Source organism: Phytobacter ursingii, assembly GCF_001022135.1.
Lineage (GTDB): Bacteria > Pseudomonadota > Gammaproteobacteria > Enterobacterales > Enterobacteriaceae > Phytobacter > Phytobacter ursingii.
Window position 1 is genome coordinate 3,005,289 of sequence record NZ_CP011602.1, and the last position, 26,075, is coordinate 3,031,363.

Annotated in this window: 20 protein-coding genes and 7 tRNA genes; 20 read left to right on the forward strand and 7 right to left on the reverse strand. The window is 53.2% G+C overall.

Going from position 1 to position 26,075, the window contains the following annotated elements:
• The first annotated feature begins 13 nt into the window (after positions 1-13).
• From kdpB to kdpE, 4 genes are read left to right on the forward strand one after another with little or no spacing between them, the layout of a single operon-like run.
• The gene (gene kdpB / locus AB182_RS17675) at positions 14-2,062 is read left to right on the forward strand and encodes a potassium-transporting ATPase subunit KdpB (RefSeq protein ID WP_047371251.1); all 2,049 of its coding nucleotides are present in this window, start codon (positions 14-16) and stop codon (positions 2,060-2,062) included.
• Between the two features lie 13 nt (positions 2,063-2,075).
• Positions 2,076-2,654 (forward strand): potassium-transporting ATPase subunit KdpC, encoded by a 579-nt coding sequence (gene kdpC, locus AB182_RS17680; RefSeq protein WP_047371252.1) that lies wholly within the window; start codon positions 2,076-2,078, stop codon positions 2,652-2,654.
• Between the two features lie 3 nt (positions 2,655-2,657).
• Positions 2,658-5,345, forward strand: a complete 2,688-nt coding sequence (gene kdpD / locus AB182_RS17685) for a two-component system sensor histidine kinase KdpD (protein ID WP_047371253.1) — start codon at positions 2,658-2,660, stop codon at positions 5,343-5,345.
• Positions 5,342-6,019: a two-component system response regulator KdpE gene (gene kdpE / locus AB182_RS17690; protein WP_047371254.1), complete on the forward strand. Its 678-nt coding sequence runs from the start codon at positions 5,342-5,344 to the stop codon at positions 6,017-6,019. Before kdpD ends, kdpE begins: the two co-directional genes overlap by 4 nt.
• Positions 6,020-6,054: 35 nt before the next feature.
• On the opposite strand, the gene pgm is transcribed toward kdpE, so the two are convergent.
• Together pgm and seqA are read right to left on the reverse strand one after the other, a co-directional pair.
• Entirely contained in the window at positions 6,055-7,695 is a 1,641-nt protein-coding gene (gene pgm / locus AB182_RS17695; protein WP_047371255.1) for a phosphoglucomutase (alpha-D-glucose-1,6-bisphosphate-dependent), read from the reverse strand.
• 24 nt (positions 7,696-7,719) lie between these two features.
• Positions 7,720-8,268 (reverse strand): replication initiation negative regulator SeqA, encoded by a 549-nt coding sequence (gene seqA / locus AB182_RS17700; protein WP_047371256.1) that lies wholly within the window; start codon positions 8,266-8,268, stop codon positions 7,720-7,722.
• A gap of 182 nt (positions 8,269-8,450) precedes the next feature.
• Between seqA and ybfF the strand changes: the two genes are divergently transcribed.
• The 4 genes from ybfF to fur all read left to right on the forward strand — a co-directional run bounded on the left by ybfF (position 8,451) and on the right by fur (position 11,071).
• Complete coding sequence (gene ybfF / locus AB182_RS17705) at positions 8,451-9,224, forward strand: esterase (RefSeq protein WP_047373341.1); 774 nt, start codon at positions 8,451-8,453, stop codon at positions 9,222-9,224.
• A 131-nt stretch (positions 9,225-9,355) separates the two neighbouring features.
• The gene (ybfE, locus tag AB182_RS17710) at positions 9,356-9,649 is read left to right on the forward strand and encodes a LexA regulated protein (RefSeq protein WP_047371257.1); all 294 of its coding nucleotides are present in this window, start codon (positions 9,356-9,358) and stop codon (positions 9,647-9,649) included.
• Between the two features lie 149 nt (positions 9,650-9,798).
• Positions 9,799-10,329, forward strand: a complete 531-nt coding sequence (gene fldA, locus AB182_RS17715; protein WP_047371258.1) for a flavodoxin FldA — start codon at positions 9,799-9,801, stop codon at positions 10,327-10,329.
• A 289-nt stretch (positions 10,330-10,618) separates the two neighbouring features.
• Positions 10,619-11,071 carry a ferric iron uptake transcriptional regulator gene (gene fur, locus AB182_RS17720; RefSeq protein WP_047371259.1) on the forward strand — a complete coding sequence of 151 codons (453 nt, stop codon included), beginning with the start codon at positions 10,619-10,621 and terminating at the stop codon, positions 11,069-11,071.
• A gap of 95 nt (positions 11,072-11,166) precedes the next feature.
• Here fur and chiQ read toward each other — a convergent pair whose 3' ends face one another.
• The 4 genes from chiQ to nagE all read right to left on the reverse strand — a co-directional run bounded on the left by chiQ (position 11,167) and on the right by nagE (position 17,185).
• Positions 11,167-11,502, reverse strand: a complete 336-nt coding sequence (gene chiQ / locus AB182_RS17725) for a ChiQ/YbfN family lipoprotein (protein ID WP_047373342.1) — start codon at positions 11,500-11,502, stop codon at positions 11,167-11,169.
• Positions 11,503-11,519: 17 nt separating this feature from the next.
• On the reverse strand, positions 11,520-12,920 hold the full coding sequence (gene chiP / locus AB182_RS17730) for a chitoporin ChiP (protein ID WP_047371260.1): 1,401 nt from the start codon (positions 12,918-12,920) through the stop codon (positions 11,520-11,522).
• A 394-nt stretch (positions 12,921-13,314) separates the two neighbouring features.
• Entirely contained in the window at positions 13,315-14,982 is a 1,668-nt protein-coding gene (glnS, locus tag AB182_RS17735; RefSeq protein WP_047371261.1) for a glutamine--tRNA ligase, read from the reverse strand.
• A 178-nt stretch (positions 14,983-15,160) separates the two neighbouring features.
• A complete protein-coding gene (gene nagE / locus AB182_RS17740) occupies positions 15,161-17,185 on the reverse strand; it encodes an N-acetylglucosamine-specific PTS transporter subunit IIBC (RefSeq protein WP_071845903.1) in 2,025 nt (674 codons plus the stop codon).
• 319 nt (positions 17,186-17,504) lie between these two features.
• On the opposite strand from nagE, the gene nagB reads away from it, so the two are divergent.
• The 12 genes from nagB to AB182_RS17800 all read left to right on the forward strand — a co-directional run bounded on the left by nagB (position 17,505) and on the right by AB182_RS17800 (position 24,714).
• Positions 17,505-18,305 carry a glucosamine-6-phosphate deaminase gene (nagB, locus tag AB182_RS17745; RefSeq protein WP_047371262.1) on the forward strand — a complete coding sequence of 267 codons (801 nt, stop codon included), beginning with the start codon at positions 17,505-17,507 and terminating at the stop codon, positions 18,303-18,305.
• 58 nt (positions 18,306-18,363) lie between these two features.
• Entirely contained in the window at positions 18,364-19,512 is a 1,149-nt protein-coding gene (nagA, locus tag AB182_RS17750; RefSeq protein WP_047371263.1) for an N-acetylglucosamine-6-phosphate deacetylase, read from the forward strand.
• Between the two features lie 9 nt (positions 19,513-19,521).
• Positions 19,522-20,742 carry a DNA-binding transcriptional regulator NagC gene (gene nagC / locus AB182_RS17755; protein ID WP_047371264.1) on the forward strand — a complete coding sequence of 407 codons (1,221 nt, stop codon included), beginning with the start codon at positions 19,522-19,524 and terminating at the stop codon, positions 20,740-20,742.
• 208 nt (positions 20,743-20,950) lie between these two features.
• Complete coding sequence (locus AB182_RS17760; protein ID WP_047371265.1) at positions 20,951-21,703, forward strand: HAD-IIA family hydrolase; 753 nt, start codon at positions 20,951-20,953, stop codon at positions 21,701-21,703.
• A gap of 285 nt (positions 21,704-21,988) precedes the next feature.
• Positions 21,989-23,653, forward strand: a complete 1,665-nt coding sequence (gene asnB / locus AB182_RS17765; protein ID WP_047371266.1) for an asparagine synthase B — start codon at positions 21,989-21,991, stop codon at positions 23,651-23,653.
• Positions 23,654-23,880: 227 nt separating this feature from the next.
• A tRNA-Met gene (locus tag AB182_RS17770) sits at positions 23,881-23,957 on the forward strand.
• Positions 23,958-23,966: 9 nt separating this feature from the next.
• A tRNA-Leu gene (locus AB182_RS17775) sits at positions 23,967-24,051 on the forward strand.
• Between the two features lie 100 nt (positions 24,052-24,151).
• Positions 24,152-24,226: transfer RNA gene (locus tag AB182_RS17780), tRNA-Gln, on the forward strand.
• 34 nt (positions 24,227-24,260) lie between these two features.
• Positions 24,261-24,335, forward strand: a tRNA-Gln gene (locus AB182_RS17785).
• Between the two features lie 27 nt (positions 24,336-24,362).
• A tRNA-Met gene (locus AB182_RS17790) sits at positions 24,363-24,439 on the forward strand.
• A 49-nt stretch (positions 24,440-24,488) separates the two neighbouring features.
• Positions 24,489-24,563: transfer RNA gene (locus AB182_RS17795), tRNA-Gln, on the forward strand.
• 77 nt (positions 24,564-24,640) lie between these two features.
• Positions 24,641-24,714 (forward strand) — tRNA-Gln (locus AB182_RS17800).
• Between the two features lie 84 nt (positions 24,715-24,798).
• Here the strand turns inward: AB182_RS17800 and ubiF are convergent.
• A complete protein-coding gene (gene ubiF / locus AB182_RS17805; protein WP_047371267.1) occupies positions 24,799-25,974 on the reverse strand; it encodes a 3-demethoxyubiquinol 3-hydroxylase in 1,176 nt (391 codons plus the stop codon).
• Positions 25,975-26,075 lie beyond the last annotated feature (101 nt).

Consider the following 26,075-nt stretch of genomic DNA (forward strand, 5'->3'; position numbering starts at 1 on the left):
CGGAGTATTTGTCATGAGTCGCAAACAAATGGCCCTGCTCGAACCGACGCTGGTGCGTCAGGCGCTGATTGATTCCATTACTAAACTGAGCCCGCATGTTCAGTGGCGTAACCCGGTTATGTTTATCGTCTGGATTGGCAGCGTGCTGACCACGCTGCTGGCGATGGCGATGGCAAGCGGATATCTCGATGGCCGCACCTGGTTTACTGGCGCGGTCAGTCTGTGGCTGTGGTTTACCGTACTGTTCGCCAACTTCGCCGAAGCGCTGGCGGAAGGTCGCAGCAAAGCGCAGGCCAACAGCCTGAAAGGGGTAAAGAAAACGGCCTTCGCCCGCAAATTACGCGCGCCCCAGCATGATGCGCAAATCGACCACATTCCCGCCGCTGACTTACGTAAAGGCGATGTGGTGCTGGTGGAAGCAGGCGATATTATTCCCTGCGATGGGGAAGTGATTGAGGGCGGCGCGTCGGTGGATGAAAGCGCCATTACCGGGGAGTCCGCACCGGTTATCCGCGAATCCGGCGGCGATTTCGCCTCCGTCACCGGCGGCACGCGCATTCTGTCTGACTGGCTGGTGATTCAGTGTAGCGTTAACCCCGGTGAAACCTTCCTTGATCGGATGATTGCCATGGTGGAAGGCGCCCAGCGCCGTAAAACCCCCAATGAGATCGCACTGACCATTCTGCTGGTGGCGCTGACCATTGTCTTCCTGCTGGCGACCGCCACCCTCTGGCCGTTCTCGGTCTATGGCGGCACGCCGGTCAGCGTGACCGTGCTTGTGGCCCTGCTGGTTTGCCTGATCCCGACCACCATCGGCGGTTTGCTGTCGGCGATCGGCGTCGCCGGGATGAGCCGTATGCTCGGCGCCAATGTTATTGCCACCAGCGGGCGCGCCGTAGAAGCCGCTGGCGATGTCGATGTCCTGCTGCTGGATAAAACCGGCACCATCACACTCGGCAACCGTCAGGCCTCCGAGTTCCTGCCTGCCAACGGCGTGGATGAAAAAACCCTGGCCGATGCCGCACAGCTCTCTTCTCTGGCGGATGAAACGCCGGAAGGCCGCAGCATTGTCGTGCTGGCCAAGCAGCGCTTTAACCTGCGTGAGCGGGATGTCCAGAGTCTGCAGGCGACATTTGTCCCCTTTACCGCGCAGACCCGTATGAGCGGCATTAACGTGCAGGGACGCATGATCCGCAAAGGATCAGTGGATGCCATTCGTCGTCATATTGAGGCTAACAATGGCCAGTTCCCGGCCGATGTCGAGCAGCGCGTGGAACAGGTAGCGCGTCTCGGGGCTACACCGCTGGTAGTGGCAGAAGGGGCACGCGTGTTGGGGGTCATCGCGCTCAAAGATATCGTCAAAGGCGGCATCAAAGAGCGTTTCGCTCAGCTGCGGAAAATGGGCATCAAGACGGTCATGATCACCGGGGATAACCGTCTTACTGCCGCCGCCATTGCCGCCGAAGCCGGGGTGGATGATTTCCTGGCCGAGGCGACCCCGGAAGCAAAACTGGCGCTGATTCGCCAGTATCAATCAGAAGGCCGTCTGGTCGCGATGACCGGCGACGGCACCAATGACGCCCCGGCGCTGGCGCAGGCGGATGTCGCGGTTGCCATGAACTCCGGGACCCAGGCCGCGAAAGAGGCTGGCAACATGGTGGATCTGGACTCCAACCCCACCAAGCTGATTGAGGTGGTACATATTGGTAAACAAATGCTGATGACCCGTGGTTCGCTGACCACGTTCAGTATTGCCAACGATGTGGCGAAATATTTTGCCATCATCCCGGCTGCATTTGCCGCCACCTATCCGCAACTCAATGCGCTGAACGTGATGCACCTGCACTCCCCGGCGTCGGCCATTCTGAGCGCGGTCATCTTCAACGCCCTGATCATCGTCTTTTTAATTCCGCTGGCGTTGAAAGGGGTGAGCTACAAACCGTTGACGGCCTCCGCCATGCTGCGCCGCAACCTGTGGGTATATGGGCTGGGCGGACTGGTAGTGCCGTTTATCGGCATCAAGATTATCGACCTGTTGCTGACGCTGTTTGGCCTGGTATAAGAGGGATAAAAAAATGGCTTTGATTCGTCCGGCATTTGTACTCTTAATTGTACTGACGTTAATTACCGGCGGGCTCTACCCACTGGTTACCACGGCACTGGGGCAGTGGTTGTTCCAGACGCAGGCCAACGGTTCGCTTATTCGTGAAGGAGACGATGTGGTTCGCGGCTCCCGCCTGATTGGGCAGAACTTCACCGCGGCGGGATATTTTCACGGACGCCCTTCCGCTACAGCCGATGCGCCCTATAATCCGATGGCATCCGGCGGGAGTAATCTGGCGGCCAGTAACCCCGAGCTGGATAAAGAAGTGAGCGCGCGCGTAGCCCAGCTACGTCAGGAAAACCCACAGGCTGATGCCCGTGTGCCGGTGGAACTGATAACGACATCGGCCAGCGGTCTGGATAACAATCTGACGCCGCAGGCGGTGGTCTGGCAGATCCCACGAGTGGCTCAGGCACGTAATCTGCCTGCCCAGACCGTTGCCCGGCTAGTAGAAGAAAACACCACTCACCCGCTTTTCGATTTTATTGGTCAGCCTGTGGTGAATATTGTTGAACTGAATCTGGCGCTGGATGCGCTCAAGGATAAATAAGTCATGACAGACGAGCCTTTGCGCCCGGATCCAGACAAACTGCTGGAACACACGGCGACGGATCATCGCGGCAAACTGAAAATCTTTTTCGGTGCCTGTGCCGGCGTCGGGAAGACCTTTGCCATGCTGCAGGAGGCGCAGCGGCTACGGGCGCAGGGGCTGGATATTCTGGTGGGCGTGGTGGAAACTCACGGGCGCAAGGAGACCGCCGCTCTGCTCAATGGGCTGGCGGTGCTGCCGCCGCGACGTATCGCCCATCGCGCTCGCCTGATTCAGGAGTTTGACCTTGACGCCGCCCTTGCGCGGCGTCCGGCATTGATATTGATGGATGAGCTGGCGCATAGCAACGCGCCCGGCTCCCGCCACCCGAAACGCTGGCAGGATGTGGAGGAGTTGCTCGAAGCGGGCATCGATGTTCTGACCACCGTGAATGTGCAACATCTGGAAAGTCTGAATGATGTGGTCAGTGGCGTTACCGGCGTACAAGTGCGCGAAACGGTACCCGACCCCTTTTTTGACGCAGCGGACGAAATAGTGCTGGTCGACCTGCCGCCGGACGATTTACGCCAGCGTCTTCACGAGGGCAAAGTCTATATCGGTGGTCAGGCCGAACGCGCTATTGAGCACTTCTTTCGCAAAGGCAATCTTATCGCCTTACGTGAACTGGCCCTGCGACGAACAGCCGATCGCGTTGACGACCAGATGCGCGCCTGGCGCGACCGCCTTGGGGATGAAAAAGTCTGGCATACGCGCGATGCCATCCTGCTCTGCGTCGGTCACGGTACGGGTAATGAGAAACTGATCCGCACGGCTGCCCGTCTGGCGGCAAAACTGGGCAGCGTCTGGCACGCGGTCTACGTGGAAACCCCTGCCCTGCACCGTTTGCCCGAACAACAACGTCGGGCAATCCTCGCCTCATTACACCTGGCCCAGGAGCTGGGCGCAGAAACGGCAACCCTCTCCGACCCGGCAGAAGATAAAGCCATTTTGCGCTACGCCCGCGAGCATAACCTCGGCAAAATCCTCATCGGCAGGCGTAATAAACGGCGCTGGTTTGGCGCTGAATCCTTTGCAGACCGACTGGCGCGCCGCGCGCCGGACCTTGATCTGGTGATCATTGCGCCGGATGATGCTCCCGTTACGCTGCCCTCCCGCCCCGGCGATAACCGTCCGTTTATGGAAAAATGGCGCGTTCAGTTAAAAGGCTGTCTGGTCGCAGTCGCCCTGTGCGCCGCTATTACGCTGATTGCGATGCAGTGGCTGGTCGCCTTTGACGCCGCCAATCTGGTGATGGTCTATCTGCTTGGCGTGGTGGTGGTCGCGCTGCTGTACGGTCGCTGGCCATCGGCCTTTGCCACAGTGATAAATGTCGTCAGCTTTGATCTCTTTTTTATTGCGCCACGCGGAACACTGGCCGTTTCCGATGTGCAGTATCTGCTGACGTTCGGCGTAATGCTGACGGTTGGCCTGGTGATCGGCAATCTCACTGCCGGTGTGCGTTATCAGGCGCGCGTCGCCCGCTACCGCGAACAGCGCACTCGCCATCTGTATGAGATGTCGAAAGCGCTGGCGACCGGGCGCAGCGAAGCCGATATCGCCACAACCAGCGAGGCGTTTATCCGCTCAACATTTGATGCCCGAAGCCAGGTCTTGCTACCCGATCATTCGGGAAAACTGGTCGCCGCAACCCAGACCCAGAGCATCAGCCCGTGGGATGACGCTATTGCCCGATGGAGCTTTGATAAGGGACAGCCTGCGGGGGCCGGTACCGATACCCTCCCCGGCGTGCCCTATCAAATACTGCCATTGAAAAGCGCGCAGAAAACGCATGGTTTACTGATTGTGGAACCAGCAAACTTACGCCTGCTGATGATCCCTGAGCAGCAGCGTCTTCTGGAAACCTTTACTTTGCTGGTAGCCAGTGCGCTGGAACGCCAGGCGCTGGCCACCAGCGAAGAGCAGGCGCGCCTTGCCAGTGAGCGGGAAAGCATACGCAACTCGTTGCTGGCGGCACTCTCCCACGATCTGCGTACACCGCTCACCGTACTGTTTGGCCAGGCGGAAATCCTGACGCTGGATCTGGCCAGCGAAGGGTCTAAGCATGCGCCTCAGGCCAGCGAAATTCGTCAGCATGTGCTCAACACCACCCGGTTGGTGAATAACTTGCTGGATATGGCGCGTATTCAGTCCGGCGGTTTTAATCTTAAAAAAGAGTGGCTGACCCTGGAGGAGGTGGTAGGGAGTGCGCTGAAAACACTCGAACCCGGCCTCGGCGAACGCCATATTGCACTGAGCCTCCCCGACCCGCTCATGCTGGTACATGTTGATGGGCCGCTGTTTGAACGCGTACTGATTAATCTTCTGGAAAATGCTGTTAAATACGCCGGACACAATGCGAATATCGGTATCGATGCCCGGCATGATGACTCGCGACTGACACTCGAAGTATGGGATAACGGTCCAGGTATTCCTGTCGGACAGGAAGAGGCGATTTTTGCGAAGTTTGCCCGTGGCAGCAAAGAGTCGGCTATTCCCGGCGTGGGCTTAGGGCTGGCCATCTGCGAGGCGATTGTCGAGGTGCACGGCGGGACGATTTCCGCTGCCAACCGTCCGGAAGGCGGCGCCAGTTTTTATGTTACACTGCCGCTGGAACCGCCACCGCAACTGGATGAATTAGCCGAGGATTTGTGATTAACGTTCTCATCGTTGAAGATGAACAGGCCATACGTCGTTTTCTGCGCGCCGCGCTGGAAGCCGAGGGGTTACGCGCCTGGGAAGCCGAAACGCTGCAGCGCGGCCTTATCGAAGCCGCGACACGCAAACCAGACCTTGTGATCCTTGATTTAGGTTTGCCGGACGGTGATGGCATTGATTTTATCCGGGATCTACGTCAGTGGAGCCAAATTCCGGTTATCGTATTATCCGCGCGAACCGAAGAGAGCGACAAAATTGCCGCGCTGGATGCCGGGGCCGACGATTATCTCAGTAAGCCCTTTGGTATCGGCGAATTGCAGGCTCGTCTACGGGTAGCGCTGCGTCGCAATGCGGGCATACAGCAGAGCGATCCGTTGGTGAGTTTTTCAGATATTCAGGTCGATCTCGCCAACCGTCGTATTGTGCGCGCGGGCGAAGAGCTGCACCTCACCCCTATCGAGTTTCGTCTGCTGGCCGTATTACTCAATAACCACGGCAAGGTGCTGACCCAACGCCAGTTGCTAAGCCAGGTCTGGGGGCCGAATGCCGTTGAGCACAGTCACTATTTACGCATCTATATGGGTCATCTTCGTCAGAAGCTGGAAGCCGATCCTGCGCGTCCCCGCCACTTATTGACAGAAACCGGCATTGGCTATCGGTTTATGCTGTAGAAAAGAATCAGGCCCTGGACAGGGCCTGATGATGGTTACGCGTTTTTCAGTACTTCACTTACAATCTCTACCGCTTCTTTCTCGATAAGCTTACGGTGTTCTTCACCGAGGAAGCTTTCGCAGTAAATTTTGTAGGCATCTTCTGTACCTGACGGACGCGCGGCAAACCAGCCGTTGTCGGTCATCACTTTCAGACCACCGATAGACGCGCCGTTACCCGGTGCTGCCGTCAGACGTGCGGTGATGGGATCGCCCGCCAGCGTGCTGGCACTGACCATTTCCGGCGAGAGTTTGGACAATGCCGCTTTCTGTGCGGAAGTCGCGCTGGCGCCAAGACGGTTATAGCTCGGCGCACCAAAACGTGCGGCCAGCTCGTCGTAGTGCTGCTGCGGGTTTTTCCCGGTGACAGCGGTGATTTCCGCTGCCAGCAGGCACATGATGATCCCGTCTTTATCGGTCGACCACGGCGTGCCGTCAAAACGCAGGAAGGATGCCCCTGCACTCTCTTCGCCACCGAAGCCGAAGCTGCCGTCGAACAGGCCATCAACAAACCATTTGAAACCAACCGGTACTTCAACCAGTTTGCGACCAAGATCGTTGACCACGCGGTCAATCATAGCGGAGGAAACCAGGGTTTTACCTACCGCGACGTCTTTGCCCCACTGCGGACGATGCTGGAACAGATAGTTAATCGCGACAGCAAGGTAGTGGTTCGGATTCATCAGCCCCGCAGGCGTAACGATACCATGACGGTCATAGTCAGGGTCATTGGCGAAGGCCAGATCGAACTTATCGCGCAGCGCCAGCAGACCAGCCATGGCGCACTCAGAGGAGCAGTCCATGCGGATAACACCGTCTTTATCGAGGTGCATAAAGCGGAAGGTTTGATCAACCTGATCGTTAACGATGGTCAGATCAAGCTTGTAGAAATCAGCAATACGCTTCCAGTATTCAATACCGGAACCCCCCAGCGGATCCACGCCCAGTTTCAGGCCCGCTTTCTGAATCGCCGCCATATCGACGATATCAGCCAGCCCTTCGATAAACGGCTGTACCAGGTCCTGCTCTTTTACGTGACCGGACGCCAGTGCGGCATCCAGAGTGATGCGTTTCACGCCTTTCAGACCGTCAGCCAGCAGCGCATTAGCGCGGTCTTCAACCACTTTGGTCACGTTGGTATCCGCCGGGCCACCGTTTGGCGGATTGTATTTAATACCGCCGTCTTCCGGTGGGTTATGTGAAGGCGTAATGACGATACCATCAGCCTGCGCGCCACCTTTTTTGTTGTGTACCAGGATGGCATTGGACACCGCAGGGGTCGGCGTGAAGCCGTTATTTTCCTGCACGATCACATCAACACCGTTTGCCGCCAGCACTTCCAGAACAGAGATAAACGCAGGTTCGGACAGGGCATGGGTATCTTTGCCAACATAGCACGGACCGGTGATACCGTTTTTGGCACGCTCTTCGGCGATAGCCTGAGCAATTGCCAGAATGTGTTGTTCGTTGAAACTGTGACGCCCCGCGCTTCCGCGGTGACCTGACGTACCAAATTTTACCGCGTGCTCAGCATTGCCGATCTCCGGTTTCAGCACATAGTACTGCGCGGTAAGCTGGGCGACGTTAATTAAATCGCTCTGTTGCGCAGGTTGCCCTGCACGTTCGTGGTTAGCCATTGCCTGGTCCTTTTTATGCAAGGATTAAATTGTGCCGCAAACCTTTTCAATCAACTCCGTCGGGAATTGCATTGATTGCATGATGTGCTCCACCATGCTGCATTTACGACCCGTATTCGTGTTAGTGATAACCCAGTACGGGGTATCAGGCACCTGTTTTGGCTTCGTCTGATTGCCGTTTTGCAACAGGGTATGTTCATCAGCCGCAAAGTATACGCGGGTGCGGCCATGCAGAGACTCAGTGGATTCTGCAAAAGCCTTTTTATCTAATGCGTACAGTGTAGACAGCACCAGCATAAAGCGATTAACGGCCTTTTTCTGCTCTGCATACTCATCAGAAAGGAGCAGTTCACGCACCGCGCGGACTTTGTCTTTCGCCGTATTAGCCGGTTTTACTTCTTCAACCGTAACAGGTGCGGGGGTGTCTTTCGCGAGTGGAACAGCGGCAGCTGGCTGCGGAGCGGCGGAAAACTTCAACATGCGCCGTAAAATGTCGGATGCGCTCTCGCCAATGTGCTTTGTATGGCTGGCAATATAACTGTAGAGCTCATCATCAACTTCGATCGTTTTCATCTTAATCCAGTGCAGTGTCTAATCTGAATACAAGTTATTGAGATTATAAAGTCAAATCCCAACAGCGGATAGCGTCAAACCAGGATGGCGGCAAAGTCAGAATGTGTCAAAACCTTGCAGCCGGACGGCAGAATGTTCAACATAATACCTTAATCCGAAAGAGCGAAAAAAAGAACTTTGCCATGAAATTGAATACCCGAGCGCAATCTGCACAACAATCGCACAACAATTCCCCCATCGTGCTGGTTCACGGTTTATTTGGTAGCCTGGACAACCTTGGCGTACTTGCCCGCGACCTCGTCAATGACCATGATATTATTCAGGTTGATATGCGAAATCACGGCCTTTCCGGACGGTCACCGGAGATGAATTATCCGCTGATGGCGCAGGACTTACTTGATACCCTCGATGCCCATGGTATAGAACGCGCGACCTTCGTTGGTCACTCCATGGGGGGGAAAGCGGTGATGGCATTTACCGCGCTGGCGCCAGAACGCATCGACAAGCTCGTAGCTATCGACATTGCCCCGGTCCATTACCACGTGCGCCGTCACGACGAGATCTTTGCCGCCATCAATGCGGTGACCGACGCCAGTGCCACCACGCGCCAGCAGGCCGCCGCCGTCATGCGCGAACATATAAATGAAGAAGGGGTGATTCAGTTCCTGCTCAAGTCGTTTGTTGATGGCAAGTGGCGCTTTAATGTGCCCGCGTTGTGGGATCAGTATCCCCATATTGTGGGGTGGGAAACCGTGCCAGCCTGGGATCACCCCGCCCTTTTTATCCCCGGCGGTAAATCGCCGTATGTCAGCGAACAGTATCGTGACGACCTGCTGCAACAGTTCCCGCAGGCACGCGCGCATGTCATTGCCGGTGCCGGGCACTGGGTGCATGCAGAAAAGCCGGAAGCGGTTCTGCGCGCCATCCGTCGTTATCTCGCTGAAAAGACAAACTGATTAAAAACCCGGCGACCGATTGTCGGAAAGCGCCCGGTCGTTGGCGTGTCCGCATCGCTGATGTATGATGGCGCGCTAATCAGCCCGGGCTATGACCCGATTGCTTGTACTTCCCGTAGTATTCTTAAATCATGGCTAAAGAACAAACGGACCGCACGACATTAGATCTGTTCGCGAATGAACGTCGCCCGGGACGTCCTAAAACCAATCCGCTCTCTCGCGACGAGCAATTGCGCGTGAATAAGCGCAATCAGCTTAAACGCGATAAGGTTCGTGGGCTTAAACGCGTCGAATTAAAACTCAACGCCGAGGCTGTCGACGCATTAAACGCGCTGGCGGATGCGCGGGAAATGAGCCGCAGCGAACTGATTGAAGAGATGTTACTGGCTCAGCTTAACGCGCTGAACAGCCAGGAAATCCTCTGAATTATCGCAAAAATTCACTTTCATGTTGCACAGAGTGCAGTCTTGCGTGATTGCAGTTTCCGCGTGCTTCTCTGATCTGCTATGATTGCCCTTATCCGTGGGCCAATCGCCACCACCAAATCATTAAGTTTCAAGAGGTTATTTTACTCATGGCAATCACAGGCATTTTTTTCGGCAGCGATACCGGTAATACCGAAAACATCGCAAAGATGATCCAGGCTCAACTTGGTAAAGATGTTGCCGATGTGCATGACATTGCTAAAAGCAGCAAAGAGGATCTTGAAGGTTACGACATCCTGCTGCTTGGCATCCCGACCTGGTATTATGGTGAAGCACAGTGTGACTGGGATGACTTTTTCCCGACGCTGGAAGATATCGATTTTAACGGCAAACTGGTTGCCCTGTTTGGCTGTGGCGATCAGGAAGACTATGCAGAGTATTTCTGTGATGCGTTGGGCACTATCCGCGACATCATTGAACCGCGCGGCGCAACCATCGTAGGTCACTGGCCGACCGAAGGTTACCATTTTGAAGCGTCCAAAGGTCTGGCAGACGACAACCACTTCGTTGGCCTTGCTATTGATGAAGACCGTCAGCCTGAACTGACCGCTGGCCGTGTCGATAAATGGGTGAAACAGATTTCCGAAGAACTTCATCTGAATGACATCATCAATGCCTGATGTTGTTTGGCGCAACCTGCTGGTTGCGCCTGATTAATAGATAAAAGCGATGGAAATAATTGCTACAATTTTTTAACTTTTTTCTCCAGCGCTGTACAATGACCCCTGATTAAAACGGGTAACACAAAGGACTTTGTTGACGCTACCACGTTTTATAAGCTTACTTTACTTGAGGACTTGCAGTTTTCATTCAGGCATGGCAGTTCTATAATGAGACGCATTATCCCAGGTGCATTCCTTGTAGCTTCCCAACGGGAAGTGAATCGTTTAGCAACAGGACAGATTCCGCATGACTGACAACAATACCGCATTAAAGAAGGCCGGCCTGAAAGTCACGCTTCCTCGGTTAAAAATCCTGGAAGTGCTTCAGGAGCCGGAGAACCATCATGTCAGTGCGGAAGATTTATATAAGCGCCTGATCGACATGGGCGAAGAGATTGGGCTGGCGACGGTGTACCGTGTGCTTAACCAGTTCGATGATGCCGGGATCGTGACCCGCCATAACTTTGAAGGCGGTAAGTCCGTCTTTGAACTGACCCAGCAGCATCACCACGATCACTTAATTTGCCTGGATTGCGGCAAAGTGATTGAGTTCAGTGATGACTCTATTGAAGCGCGTCAGCGTGAGATCGCGTCCAGACACGGTATTCGTCTGACTAACCACAGTCTGTACCTCTATGGCCATTGCGCCGAAGGCGACTGCCGTACTGACGAAAACGCGCACGAAGCCGCTGAGAAATAATCATCAGCTTCGTAAAAAAGCCAACCTCCGGGTTGGCTTTTTTATTTCTGACTTTACCGCATAAAAAAGCCCGCCGAAGCGAGCCTTTGATACGGTTAATTTACCGCGTTATGGTGATGAATCTCCTGCCAGATCTGGTCACAACGGGTTTTCACCGCCTGCCCGTTTCCGGTATGCGTCGCTTCAAGGCATTGCTGATAATCCAGCGTGCGCACACTCTCTTCCTCCGCAAATTGCTGGTGTGCTTTCTCTTTGCGCAGAACATCCAGTACGCTTCTGCACGCCGCCGTTTTCTCCGGTGAACCTTCTGCCGTATTAATACAAGCGCTGTAAGCCTCTTTTAATCGCGCATCTTCCTTTGGCGCCTGCGGCTGTTGCACACAGGCGGCAAGTCCCAGCGTCAGCAGGGCAAGTAATATTGGTTTCATCATCATGGCACTCCCTGGTATTAGAAAATATTCAGCGGCGCAATGACGATAAACTTCACGTCACGTTCGTCCTGGAAGATGTTGTTATATCCGCCACCCCAGCTCGGAATATTGGAATGGTTATCATATTGGGTGAAGTGCAGCTTGAATAACGTGCCTTTTGCCATCCCTTCCTGCACGGTGTAAAGCAGGTCGAGGCTATACGCTGACTCTTTAATGGCGTTGCCCGCATCGTAGTATTTGTCGCCAGAGGAGACAGTAGACGGTTTGGCATCCCAGCCATACACGTACGATGCGCCAACCGCCCAACCAGGCAGATTCCAGCCTTTCAGGTCATACATGGCGCCGACAAAGACGGATTTCTCGTTATGGGCGTTAAAGTCAGAACGGTTGTCCCACCAGATATCCAGGCGACCATTGGAAGAGCCATACCGGGGCGTCATACGTGAATTGAAATAGCCCTGGCGACCATCGGCTTTGACCCAGGTTCCCTCAAGGCGTAAATCCACCGGACCGACCGTATAACCAAAGGTGAGCGCCTGTAACCACGCGGTGCCGTCGTAAATATCATTGATGGTGTTGTTATCGGCCTTGTCGCGCGAACCATAGAACTGATAACTGGTGGAAAGCGGGTTCCCTATGACGTCAAACTTATAGCTGGCTTTGGCAAAGTATTGATCAACGTAACCTTGTGCCTGACCAAATGCGGCTTCAAGGAGAAGGTTGTTTTTAAAATCGTACGATGCGCCCAGAGAGTGGACGTAGTCGATTTTACTCACGCCATCGTTCTGGTAGAAATGATCCGTTTCGTTATACCACGGCGCTTTGTATTCATTGGCCCACATATACGAGAAGCTCAGCGCGCCGTTATCATCGTAATCCAGTTTTGCGCCGGCTTCCGCCCCCTGATAGGTACCCGGCATAAAGCTCCAGTTTGATGCCAGCAGAGTTTGCCCGGTTGGCTGGATATACCCTGCCCTCGCCCATACAGGACCATATTTAAATTTCGCTGCGGCTGTATAGAGACTTGCGCCGCTACGATCGCCGGCCCAGTCTTCGTCATACACTTTGTGGCTATTGGAAAATGCGATTTCATTCGGATGTCCGCTTTCTGAGGATTCAGCCATCTCAATCGCTGCAAAAACCGCGACATCAATACCGAACATATCGGCAGCATAACCAGACTGGAAATCGAGGTTCGTATTCCATGTGGAGTGCGACAGGTTCGTTTTGTATTTATCGCCATCGGTGACATCTTTACGGTCACGCTGGCGCTGCCAGTAGTAAATCCCGCCGGTGAGCGTAGCGTCATCGACAAAACCAGCAGCGCTGACGGAAGGAGCAAAAGTTAAACCTGGTAATGCGGTGGCGCAGGCAATAGCCAACGCTAACGCCTTACGTTTAGCGTTAAACGCGTTCATGAGTGTTCCTCTTTGACGAAAACATAAAAGTGCTGCGCAAATGCAAACAGCAATAAATAAAAAAAATGAAATATTACTGACAGTTATAGAAAATGTTTCTATATCTATCGTTTGTAAGCATATTTTTCGCGACGCGAATTATCAAGCCTTTGCATGAAGGAATTATGGGGATTATGACGAACCACACAGATTTATTGTTAGTCGGTCGCTGGCTTGCATAGCATGGAACCTGAGTAAACTTAACCTAAATTATCAATAAATAACTGAAAAGTTGATTGGATAAAATTAAAACGAAATTTCAGAAAAGTAAAAAGCCAGCAGCAACTTATTTTTAATCGAGAAATAAAAAAACGCTGCACGAGGCAGCGTTTTTATGCACGAGAATCAGGCGGGATTACTCGCCGATTTTAGCCCAGGTATCGCGAAGACCTACGGTGCGGTTGAATACCAGTTTATCCGCAGTAGCATGGCGGCTGTCGAGGCAGAAGTAACCTTCGCGCTCAAACTGGTACGCTTTCCCCACCTCAGCGGCCTTGAGGCTCGGCTCAGCAAAGCCCTGCTTAATGACCAGCGATTCCGGGTTCATTACGGTCAGGAAATCTTCCGCGGCCCCCGGGTTTGGCACGCTGAACAGCCGGTCGTAAAGGCGAATTTCAACCGGCAACGCATGTGATGCGCTCACCCAGTGAATAACGCCTTTCACTTTACGGCCATCTGCCGGATCTTTGCTCAGCGTATCAGCATCAAAGGTACAGAAAATAGTGGTGATATTACCTTCCGCGTCTTTCTCAACACGCTCAGCTTTAATCACATAGGCGTTACGCAGACGAACTTCTTTACCGAGTACCAGACGTTTGTACTGCTTGTTGGCTTCCTCACGGAAATCGGCGCGATCGATCCAGATTTCACCGCTAAATGGAACATCACGGCTGCCCATTTCCGGCTTGTTCGGATGGTTTGGCATCGAAACCAGTTCACTGGCGCCCTGAGGATAGTTTTCGATAACCAGCTTAACCGGATCGATAACCGCCATCGCACGCGGCGCGTTTTCATTCAGATCTTCACGGATGCACGACTCCAGTGAAGCCATCTCAATAGTGTTGTCCTGTTTGGTGATACCAATACGTTTGCAGAACTCACGGATGGATGCGGAAGTATAGCCACGACGACGCAGGCCCGAAATGGTCGGCATACGCGGGTCATCCCAGCCTTCAACGTGTTTGTCGGTCACCAGCAGGTTCAGCTTACGCTTGGACATGACGGTGTATTCCAGGTTCAGACGAGAGAACTCGTACTGACGCGGGTGAACCGGAATGGTGATGTTATCCAGCACCCAATCATACAGACGACGGTTATCCTGGAATTCCAGCGTACACAGGGAGTGGGTGATCCCCTCCAGCGCATCGCTGATGCAGTGGGTAAAGTCATACATCGGGTAGATGCACCACTTGTTGCCCGTCTGATGATGTTCAGCAAATTTAATGCGGTAGAGCACCGGATCGCGCATCACGATGAACGGCGACGCCATGTCTATCTTCGCACGCAGGCACGCCTTACCTTCTTCGAAGCCACCGGCTCGCATTTTTTCAAACAGTGCGAGGTTCTCTTCAACCGTACGATCGCGATACGGACTGTTTTTACCCGGGGCCGTCAGCGTACCGCGATATTCACGGATTTCGTCAGCGGACAGTTCGTCAACATAGGCCAGGCCTTTGCTGATTAACTCAACGGCATAGTTGTGCAATTGATCGAAATAATCAGAGGAATAGCGCACATCGCCTGACCAGTGGAAGCCTAACCACTGCACGTCGTTTTTGATGGACTCAACGTACTCGATATCTTCTTTTACCGGGTTGGTGTCATCAAAACGCAGGTTGCACTTCCCTTGATAATCTTGCGCGATACCAAAGTTCAGGCAGATGGATTTCGCATGACCGATATGCAGGTAACCATTCGGCTCAGGCGGAAAACGGGTGCAAACAGTAGAGTGCTTTCCAGTAGCCAGATCTTCATCAATGATCTGACGAATAAAGTTAGTCGGGCGGGCTTCAGCCTCACTCATCGTAAATTCCTCAAGGCGTAAACAACATATAACGGCACATGATCTTATAAGCGGCCCTCAGAGACAACCTTTAGTTACGGAAAATAGATACAAAACGGAATACTTTAATTCATGCAAAAAAAAGCGGCAGAGGAAGATCCCCTGCCGCTTATGGCTATTTCTGGTTCAGATTACATCATTAGCCTTTGATGTCGTACAACGACGTTTGCCCCGCGACAACGGAACCATGCGCTTTGATAACCAGACCAGAGAAATCATCGATGTTGCTGCACACCACCGGACTGATCATTGAACGAGCATTCGCGTTCAGGTATTCCAGATCCATTTCCAGGATGGGCTGACCTGCCACAACGGTTGCTCCCTCTTCGACCAGACGCGTGAAGCCCTGACCACCGAGCGCAACGGTGTCGATCCCCATATGGACAACGATTTCCGCGCCTTTTTCAGTTTCAAGGCAGAAGGCGTGGTTGGTATTGAAAATTTTCACGATGGTGCCCGCTGCCGGTGCAACAACCGTTTTCTCTGTCGGTTTTACCGCTACGCCATCACCAACGGCTTTACTGGCAAACGCTTCATCCGGAACTTCATCCAGAGAAACCACCTGCCCGGTTACCGGGGAGACCAGCTCAGCAATCACCGCAGCGCTGACATTCGGCACGGCCTGCGGCTTAACTGCGCTGGCGGCTGCCGGAGCCGGAGCCGCAGCACCTGCCGCCGGAACATCACCCGCCGTTTTCATCGCATTCGCAATTTTTTCTGCTGCAAAACCAACAATGACCTGTACGCCGGTTTTATTCAAACGAATAACACCGCTCGCGCCCAGACGTTTAGCCAGCGCTTCGTTGACCAGGGAAGAGTCTTTTACGCTCAGACGCAGACGCGTAATGCAGGCATCGATACCGGTCAGGTTCGCGGAACCCCCGACAGCAGCGATGTACTGACGCGCCAGCCCGGTCACATCCTGCTCGGAAGCAGTGCTGACATTCACATCCTGACCATCCGCTTCGTCACCGGCAACCGCCAGTTCACGACCCGGGGTCAGCAGGTTGAATTTCAGGATAGTGAAACGGAACACCACGTAGTAAATGACGAAGAACACCAGGCCTTGCAGAATCAGCATGTACCAATGTACGGCCAGCGGGTTTTTGGATGACAGCACCATATCCACCAGACCAGCACTGAAGCCGAAACCGGCAATCCACTGCATAGTCGCGGCGATGAAGACAGAAACCCCGGTCAGAACAGCGTGAATGAAATACAGCACCGGTGCCACGAACATGAAGGAGAATTCCAGCGGTTCAGTGATACCTGTAAAGAAGGCGGCAAACGCACCTGCCATCATAATACCGAGGACTTTGGCTTTATTTTCCGGACGCGCGCAGTGGTAAATCGCCAGTGCTGCGCCTGGCAGACCAAACATCATGATCGGGAAGAAACCAGCCTGGTAACGACCAGTAACCCCAACAACCGCTTTGCCCGCTTCAATAGACTGCGCGCCACCCAGGAAGTTAGGAATATCGTTAATACCGGCAACGTCAAACCAGAAAACGGAGTTCAGCGCATGGTGCAGACCGATCGGGATCAGCAGACGGTTGAAGAAAGCGTAGACGCCCGCACCGACAGAACCCAGTTTCTGGATGTGCTCACCAAAACCTACCAGGCCGCTAAAGACCACCGGCCAGATAAACATCATGATGAACGCGACAGCGATCATGACAAAGGAGGTCAGGATCGGCACCAGACGACGGCCGCTAAAGAAGGAGAGCGCCTTAGGCAGCTCGACGCTGCTAAAGCGGTTATACAGCTCCGCAGCAATGATACCGACCATGATCCCAACGAACTGGTTTTTGATCTTACCGAATGCGGCAGGAACTTGATCGGCTGGGATTTTCTGGATCATGGCGACAGCGGCTGGCGAGCACAGCGTCGTCAGTACAAGGAAGCCCACAAAGCCGGCCAGCGCAGCAGCGCCGTCTTTGTCTTTGGACATACCATAAGCAACACCCACGGCGAACAGCACGCCCATGTTATCGATGATGGCAGAACCAGATTGAATGAAGAACGCCGCCAGCGCGTTAGATCCACCCCAGCCTACCGGGTCGATCCAGTAACCGACCCCCATCAGAATCGCTGCGGCAGGCAGCGTGGCAACCGGCACCATAAGCGCACGGCCAACCTTTTGTAAGTAACCTAAAAGATTCACGTTATTCCCCCTTTGAACCCCAGCGGAGCCCTTAGAAACAGTCTTTTTATTGTCTAACTAACCCTGAAAACACGGCCATTTTTCATTACATTGAGAGTGTGTTGAAAATTAATTCGTCTCGCAAATTAAAAGCACCCTTTTTGTGATTTTAATCACCAAATATCGTTATTTGACCTCCTCTTTGCTGGCTAACCAGCAAAACTTATTTTATCATTCAAAAAATCAAGACGGATTGCCCCCATAGGGAGCGAAACTGAGTTACGCTTTACACTACTCTGGCACGCAATCCGCTAACTTTAATCAACTTTAGAGGTGAATAATGAGACTGATTCCTCTGGCAACAGCTGAACAAGTCGGTAAATGGGCGGCCCGCCATATCGTCAATCGCATCAATGCATTTAAACCTACAGCGGATCGTCCGTTCCTGCTTGGGCTGCCAACCGGTGGCACGCCTCTCACTGCCTACAAAGCCTTAGTCGAAATGCACAAAGCGGGCCAGGTTAGTTTTAAACATGTTGTCACTTTCAACATGGATGAATATGTCGGCCTGCCGAAGGAGCATCCGGAAAGCTATCACAGTTTTATGCACCGTAACTTTTTCGATCACGTTGATATTCCGGCGGAAAATATTAACCTGCTGGATGGCAATGCTCCGGATATTGACGCAGAATGCCGTCAATACGAAGAAAAAATCCGTTCCTATGGCAAAATTCACCTGTTTATGGGCGGCGTTGGCAACGATGGTCACATCGCATTCAACGAACCCGCGTCTTCGCTGGCTTCTCGTACCCGTATTAAAACGCTGACCCATGACACCCGCGTGGCCAATTCCCGTTTCTTCGACGGCGACGTTAATCAGGTGCCAAAATACGCGCTGACCGTAGGTGTGGGTACGCTACTGGATGCGGAAGAAGTGATGATTCTGGTGCTGGGAAGCCAGAAAGCACAGGCTCTGCAGGCGGCCGTAGAAGGTAACGTGAACCATATGTGGACCATTAGCTGTCTGCAACTGCACCCGAAAGCAGTGATGGTATGCGACGAGCCGTCCACCATAGAACTAAAAGTGAAAACATTGAAATATTTCAATGAATTAGAAGCAGAAAATATTAAAGGTCTGTAATTGTGTCTCGTTCCGCATACTCTGCGGGACGACACCCATTTGTTAACCGGGGGTCGTTATGTATGCTTTAACCCATTGCCGGATTTTCACCGGCCATGAAATTCTGGATGACCACGCGCTGATTGTCGCGGATGGCCTGATTGACCGTCTCTGCCCACTGGCTGAGTTGCCACCCACTCTCGAACAGCGTGATCTCAATGGCGCAACGCTGGCCCCTGGCTTTATTGACGTACAACTCAATGGTTGCGGCGGCGTGCAATTCAACGACACTCCCGAAGCCGTGAGCGTTGAAACGCTGGAAATCATGCAGCGTGCCAATGAGAAATCAGGCTGTACAAGCTTCCTGCCGACGCTTATCACCAGTAGCGATGACCTGATGAAACAGGGCATTCAGGTGATGCGCGATTACCTGACAAAATATTCCCATCAGGCATTAGGCCTTCACCTCGAAGGTCCGTGGCTGAATATCGTTAAAAAAGGTACCCACAACCCGAAATTTGTACGCAAACCGGACGCCGAACTGGTGGATTACCTCTGCGCCAATGCCGACGTTATCACCAAAGTGACGCTGGCGCCTGAAATGGCCGGAACTGAGGTTATCAGTAAGCTGGCTGCTGCGGGGATTGTCGTTTCTGCAGGCCACTCCAACGCGACATTAAAAGAAGCGAAGGCCGGTTTCCGCGCAGGCATCACTTTCGCAACACATTTATATAATGCGATGCCGTATATCACCGGACGTGAACCAGGGCTGGCGGGCGCGGTACTGGATGATGCCGATGTCTATTGCGGGATCATTGCAGATGGGCTGCATGTCGATTACGTTAATATCCGTAATGCGAAACGCCTGAAAGGTGACAAACTCTGTTTAGTAACAGATGCAACGGCACCTGCAGGGGCAGATATTGACCAGTTCATTTTTGCTGGTAAAACAATATACTACCGTAATGGACTGTGTGTGGATGAAAACGGTACGCTGAGCGGCTCCTCCCTGACAATGATTGAAGGGGTTCGGAACCTGGTCGAGCATGTGGGTATTGCGCTGGATGAAGTACTGCGCATGGCAACCCTGTACCCGGCCCGCGCGATAGGCGTCGACGGGCAGCTCGGCAGCATTGCCCCGGGTAAGGTCGCGAACCTGACCGCCTTCACGCACGATTATAAAATAATCAAGACCATCGTTAATGGTAACGAGGTCGTCACCGAGTAAATAAAAGGTATGACAGCAGGCGGACAAGCTCAGATTGGTAACGTTGATCTCGTTAAACAACTTAACAGCGCGGCGGTTTATCGCCTGATTGATCAACTAGGCCCTATTTCGCGTATTCAAATTGCCGAGCAGAGCCAGCTTGCGCCCGCCAGCGTGACGAAAATCACGCGTCAGCTCATTGAACGCGGCCTGATCAAAGAAGTTGATCAGCAGGCCTCCACCGGGGGCCGCCGCGCTATCTCTATCATTACCGAAACCCGCAACTTTCAGGCTATTGGTGTGCGTCTTGGACGCTCCGACACCACCCTCACTCTTTATGATCTCAGCAGCAAGGTGTTGGCAGAAGAGCATTATCCTCTGCCGGAGCGGACGCAGGAAACCCTCGAACACGCATTGCTGAACACCATCAGCGCCTTTATCGAAAGTCATCAGCGCAAGATTCGCGAACTGATCGCTATCTCAGTCATTTTACCAGGCCTTGTCGACCCGGAAAGCGGCGTTATTCGTTACATGCCGCATATTCAGGTGGAGAACTGGGGGCTGGTTGAAGCGCTGGAAAAACGATTCAAATTAACCTGTTTCGTCGGTCACGATATCCGCAGCCTGGCTCTTGCTGAGCACTACTTTGGGGCAAGTCAGGACTGTGAGGACTCCATTCTGGTGCGCGTTCATCGCGGCACCGGGGCAGGAATCATCTCTAACGGGCGCATTTTTATCGGCCGCAACGGTAATGTGGGTGAAATTGGCCACATCCAGGTGGAGCCGCTCGGCGAGCGATGTCATTGCGGTAACTTTGGCTGCCTGGAAACCATCGCCGCCAATGCCGCCATTGAACAGCGTGTACGCCATCTGCTGGAACAGGGCTACCAAAGCCGCGTAACCCTGGATGACTGCACGATCAAAAATATCTGTAAAGCCGCCAATAAAGGCGACGCGCTGGCGTGTGAGGTGATTGAGTATGTCGGTCGCCATCTGGGTAAAACCATCGCCATCGCCATTAACCTCTTCAATCCGCAGAAAATAGTCATCGCGGGGGAGATCGTCGAAGCTGAGAAAGTGTTGCTGCCGGCCATCGAAGGCTGCATTAACACTCAGTCGCTCAAAGCATTCCGCAGAAATCTTCCCGTGGTGCGTTCCACCCTTGATCATCGCTCGGCGATTGGCGCTTTCGCACTGGTGAAACGTGCCATGCTGAACGGCATGCTACTGCAACGTTTGCTGGAAAGCTGACAGGGTTGAGATACCCTAAATAATTCGCGTTGCAGGACAAAACGCCTGGCCGTTTTGAACAGCCTGTGCTGAGGGACCAGGATGTCACTCATTCGCCCCCGGGAACTTACTGCGGTAAGTGACTGGGGCGAGCAAACGTAGCCAACAGATATGCAACCTGGAGTATGACGGGTATAGTTATTGCTTCTCTTTTTTAACCGGGTAGTCCATGACCATTCAGAACGTAATCTGTGATATTGACGGCGTGTTGATGCACGATAATGTCGCCGTGCCGGGCGCAGCGGAGTTTATTAGTCGAATCCTGGAAAAGGGGATGCCGCTGGTGCTGCTTACCAACTACCCCTCCCAGACGGGGCAGGATTTAGCTAACCGCTTTGCCTCAGCCGGTATAGATGCACCTGCCAGCGTTTTTTATACCTCTGCAATGGCGACGGCTGACTTCCTTAAGCGCCAGGAAGGGAAAAAAGCCTATGTGGTCGGTGAAGGCGCATTGATTCACGAACTCTATAAAGCCGGGTTTACCATTACGGATATCAATCCGGATTTCGTTATCGTGGGTGAAACGCGCTCCTACAATTGGGAAATGATGCATAAGGCGGCTTTTTTTGTCGCCAACGGTGCGCGTTTTATTGCCACCAACCCGGACACTCACGGACGTGGCTACTATCCCGGCTGCGGCGCGCTGTGCGCCGGCATTGAAAAAATCTCCGGCCGCGAGCCTTTCTATGTCGGCAAGCCGAGCCCGTGGATTATCCGTGCCGCGCTCAATACTATGCAGGCGCACTCCGAACAAACGGTGATTGTCGGCGACAATTTACGCACCGATATCCTTGCAGGCTTCCAGGCGGGTCTGGAGACGATTCTGGTGCTCTCTGGCGTATCTACACTGGATGATATCGATAGCATGCCGTTTCGCCCTTCATGGATTTACCCTTCGGTTGCTGAAATCGACATTTTTTAAACGAAACCACGTCCCGGGACGTGGTTTTTCATTTTCAGCACCAACAAAAAACAGACCATTCAATAAAAGCACCTAAAAATTGATAATCCATTAATGCCACAGCTCATTTCATGTTCTTTTTTCAGCATTCGACAATCGTCATTGCGCTTTTTACTTTCAAGGCGGTAAAACGCTTGCGCGCGTCACACCTTTGCGGCATTTTCTTAATCACGCAATAAGACAACGCGATGACGCGGCGTCTGCACTCACACAACACTGCATTGCCTTAAAGTAACGGAGAAGTCTATGTGTTCTATTTTTGGCGTACTGGATATCAAAACTGACGCGGTTGAGCTGCGTAAAAAAGCGCTCGAATTATCCCGCCTGATGCGCCACCGCGGCCCGGACTGGTCTGGCGTTTATGCCAGCGATAAAGCGATTCTTGCCCATGAACGTCTGTCTATTGTCGACGTCAACGCGGGTGCCCAGCCGCTGTACAATGAGAAAAAAACACATGCGCTGGCCGTTAACGGCGAAATCTACAACCATCAGGCGCTGCGTGCGGAATATGGCGATCGCTATCAGTTTCAGACTGGTTCTGACTGCGAAGTTATCCTCGCCCTGTATCAGGAAAAAGGCCCTGAATTCCTGGATGATCTGCAAGGTATGTTTGCTTTTGCCCTGTATGACAGCGAAAAAGACGCTTATCTGATTGGTCGTGACCATATCGGCATTATCCCGCTGTATATGGGCCACGATGAGCACGGCAACTTTTATGTCGCGTCCGAAATGAAAGCGCTGGTGCCCGTATGCCGTACCATCAAAGAGTTCCCGGCAGGCAGCTACCTGTGGAGTAAAGACGGTGAAATCCGTTCTTACTATCAGCGTGACTGGTTCGACTATGACGCAGTGAAAGACAACGTCACGGACAAAAACGAACTGCGTCAGGCACTGGAAGAGTCAGTGAAAAGCCACCTGATGTCTGATGTACCGTATGGCGTTCTGCTCTCCGGCGGTCTGGATTCCTCTGTCATTTCCGCTATCACCAAAAAATTCGCCGCACGTCGTGTGGAAGATCAGGAACGCTCTGAGGCCTGGTGGCCGCAGTTGCACTCCTTCGCCGTGGGCCTGAAAGGCGCACCGGACCTGAAAGCCGCGCAGGAAGTTGCCAACCATCTGGGTACGGTTCACCACGAAATCCACTTTACCGTGCAGGAAGGTCTGGACGCGATTCGCGACGTGATTTATCACATCGAAACCTACGATGTGACCACCATTCGCGCCTCTACGCCGATGTATCTGATGTCTCGTAAAATCAAAGCGATGGGCATCAAGATGGTCCTGTCTGGCGAAGGTTCTGACGAAGTGTTTGGTGGCTACCTCTATTTCCATAAAGCGCCAAATGCCAAAGAGCTGCATGAAGAGACCGTACGTAAACTGCAGGCGCTGCACATGTTCGACTGCGCACGTGCGAACAAAGCCATGTCCGCCTGGGGCGTAGAAGCGCGTGTCCCGTTCCTGGATAAGAAATTCCTTGACGTAGCGATGCGCATCAACCCGCAGGATAAAATGTGTGGCAACGGCAAAATGGAGAAACATGTCCTGCGCGAATGTTTCGAATCCTACCTGCCGGCGAGCGTTGCATGGCGTCAGAAAGAGCAGTTCTCTGACGGCGTAGGCTACAGTTGGATCGATACGCTGAAAGAAGTGGCGGCGCAGCAGATAAGCGACCAGCAACTGGCGACAGCCAGCTACCGTTTCCCGTACAACACGCCAGTCTCAAAAGAAGCGTATCTGTACCGTGAAATCTTTGAAGAACTGTTCCCGGTACCCAGCGCCGCTGAATGTGTTCCTGGCGGCCCGTCTGTGGCGTGCTCGTCTGCAAAAGCGATCGAGTGGGATGAATCATTCAAAGCCATGAACGATCCATCAGGCCGTGCGGTTGGCGTACACCAGTCTGCTTACAAATAAGCGATTGTTATCGTTAAAGGCCCTGCGGGGCCTTTTTTATTTCTGCGTATGTTTTGCTATACAAAATCGATAAATAACCAATAATTGCCGAATTATGCGTCACGCTGTTCGCAACCTAACCAAACAGTCACATTCCGGCAATTTTCGATGAAAAAGGTATTGACGCTTCCAGGCCCAATACGCATAATGCGCCCCGCAACGCCGATAAGGTAACGCGAAAAAAAGATGGCTACTTAGCTCAGCTGGTTAGAGCACAGCACTCATAATGCTGGGGTCACAGGTTCGATTCCCGTAGTAGCCACCATCTTTTTTTGCGGGAGTGGCGAAATTGGTAGACGCACCAGATTTAGGTTCTGGCGCCGCAAGGTGTGCGAGTTCAAGTCTCGCCTCCCGCACCATTCACCAGTCAGCGTTGCATGGATGGGGTATCTCCAGGCTGTAAGATAGCCATTAAGGCTAACCGCAATATAGTCTGAAGTTCTCTGTTCAGAAATTTGTTGGGGTATCGCCAAGCGGTAAGGCACCGGTTTTTGATACCGGCATTCCCTGGTTCGAATCCAGGTACCCCAGCCATATTTTTGATGTTTGCGGTTCACCGCGACGGTATTGGGGTATCGCCAAGCGGTAAGGCACCGGTTTTTGATACCGGCATTCCCTGGTTCGAATCCAGGTACCCCAGCCAGTCGGTGACTGGTTTGCAGTAACATTTGGCTACTTAGCTCAGCTGGTTAGAGCACAGCACTCATAATGCTGGGGTCACAGGTTCGATTCCCGTAGTAGCCACCATATTCAAAGGCTGATGTTCATAAAAACATTAACCTGAGTAAAAAATTGTTGGGGTATCGCCAAGCGGTAAGGCAGTGGATTCTGATTCCACCATTCCGAGGTTCGAATCCTCGTACCCCAGCCAATTTCAAAAAGTCGTTTGCTTTTGGGTAGACGCAAAGGTTGAAGTTTTATCGTTAACGCGTAAAATTTCACACCTATTGGGGTATCGCCAAGCGGTAAGGCAGCGGATTCTGATTCCGCCATCCGAGGTTCGAATCCTTGTACCCCAGCCACATAAAAAGCAAAAAGCTCGCTTCGGCGGGCTTTTTGCTTTTCTGCTTCCGGTTAACAGCAAACGGCGGTTTCCCGCCGTCACATTACAGTCCTAAGGCATATTTCAGCGCCTGGCGTTTGAGTACGCCAGCCCGTTCCGCCGCCATCAAACCGAGATTACGCAGTACGCGTACCGGGCCTAAATCGTTACTGAACCCGGCATGGAACAAATCCATTCCACTTTGCATAATAAAATTATCTGCCATACGGCGCGTCTGATAGCGCTTAAGCACCGAAAGGCTTGCCCAGTCTTCCCCATGGCCACGCGCCCTTGTCAGCACGTCCAGCAGACATTCCACATCGCGATAGCCGAGGTTTACTCCCTGCCCCGCCAGCGGATGGATGGTGTGCGCTGCATCGCCCACCAGCGCAAGCCCAGGACGAACATATTGCAATGCGTGGCGACGCGCGAGGGGGAACGCTCCGGCGGCGACCGGCATAACCTGCCCCAGCCGGGACGGAAAATGTGCCGCGATCTCTTTCTGTAACTGCACCATATTTAACGATTGCAACTGACGAATACGGGCAGGCGTGTCGTACCAGACCAGTGATGCCCAGTAATCAAATAACGGCAGGAAAGCATGCGGACCGTTGGGAGTAAAGTGCTGCCAGGTACTCTCTCCTGGCGCGCGCTCACACTCTACGGTGATCAGCATGCAGGATTGCTGATATTGCCAGGCGTGAATACCGATACCGGCACATTGACGCACCCGGGAATTCCCCCCATCAGCCCCTATCACCAGCTTCGCTGAAAGCGTTTCGCCATCTTCAAATGTCAGTTCGTGGCAATCATCATTCAGACGCATCGTACTGAGTGCCGCAGGCACTCGTAGCGTTACCTGTGGATGGCGCTCCATTGCGTCCCACAGTGCGCGTTGCAGGACATTGTTTTCCACCATATAGCCAAGCTGCGGCAGCTTTAATTCCTGCGCGTCGAAGATGACATGCGCATTTTCCCACTCCCAGGTCTCCAGCCGCTCCCATGGATGACAACGCATCGCCAGAACCGCATCCCAGACACCCAGTTCCCGGAGCAGTGCTACCGAGGACGTGCTAATCGCCGAAATACGCACATCGGGTTGTGCCGTCGCGTCAAAGGCAGGCGGCGCCTGTTGTTCAATGACCGTGACACTAAAACCCTGCTGGGCTAACCCCAGAGCCAGCGCTCCGCCGACCATTCCGCCGCCGACAACCGCGACCTCAGTAGATTGATTTATCATAGTCCATTATCCTTAAACGAGAATCTCCTAAGTTTACCGGATTTTTTACATCTTGAGTCTGACAAGCATCATACTGGTCAGCACGCGACCAAAGCATTACA

Coding starts and splice junctions, on each gene's coding strand:
- kdpB (WP_047371251.1), top strand. CDS start 14: ATGAGTCGCAAACAAATGGCCCTGCTCGAACCGACGCTGGTGCGTCAG.
- kdpC (WP_047371252.1), top strand. CDS start 2,076: ATGGCTTTGATTCGTCCGGCATTTGTACTCTTAATTGTACTGACGTTA.
- kdpD (WP_047371253.1), top strand. CDS start 2,658: ATGACAGACGAGCCTTTGCGCCCGGATCCAGACAAACTGCTGGAACAC.
- pgm (WP_047371255.1), bottom strand. CDS start 7,695: ATGGCTAACCACGAACGTGCAGGGCAACCTGCGCAACAGAGCGATTTA.
- seqA (WP_047371256.1), bottom strand. CDS start 8,268: ATGAAAACGATCGAAGTTGATGATGAGCTCTACAGTTATATTGCCAGC.
- ybfF (WP_047373341.1), top strand. CDS start 8,451: ATGAAATTGAATACCCGAGCGCAATCTGCACAACAATCGCACAACAAT.
- ybfE (WP_047371257.1), top strand. CDS start 9,356: ATGGCTAAAGAACAAACGGACCGCACGACATTAGATCTGTTCGCGAAT.
- fldA (WP_047371258.1), top strand. CDS start 9,799: ATGGCAATCACAGGCATTTTTTTCGGCAGCGATACCGGTAATACCGAA.
- fur (WP_047371259.1), top strand. CDS start 10,619: ATGACTGACAACAATACCGCATTAAAGAAGGCCGGCCTGAAAGTCACG.
- chiQ (WP_047373342.1), bottom strand. CDS start 11,502: ATGATGAAACCAATATTACTTGCCCTGCTGACGCTGGGACTTGCCGCC.
- chiP (WP_047371260.1), bottom strand. CDS start 12,920: ATGAACGCGTTTAACGCTAAACGTAAGGCGTTAGCGTTGGCTATTGCC.
- glnS (WP_047371261.1), bottom strand. CDS start 14,982: ATGAGTGAGGCTGAAGCCCGCCCGACTAACTTTATTCGTCAGATCATT.
- nagB (WP_047371262.1), top strand. CDS start 17,505: ATGAGACTGATTCCTCTGGCAACAGCTGAACAAGTCGGTAAATGGGCG.
- nagA (WP_047371263.1), top strand. CDS start 18,364: ATGTATGCTTTAACCCATTGCCGGATTTTCACCGGCCATGAAATTCTG.
- nagC (WP_047371264.1), top strand. CDS start 19,522: ATGACAGCAGGCGGACAAGCTCAGATTGGTAACGTTGATCTCGTTAAA.
- AB182_RS17760 (WP_047371265.1), top strand. CDS start 20,951: ATGACCATTCAGAACGTAATCTGTGATATTGACGGCGTGTTGATGCAC.
- asnB (WP_047371266.1), top strand. CDS start 21,989: ATGTGTTCTATTTTTGGCGTACTGGATATCAAAACTGACGCGGTTGAG.
- ubiF (WP_047371267.1), bottom strand. CDS start 25,974: ATGATAAATCAATCTACTGAGGTCGCGGTTGTCGGCGGCGGAATGGTC.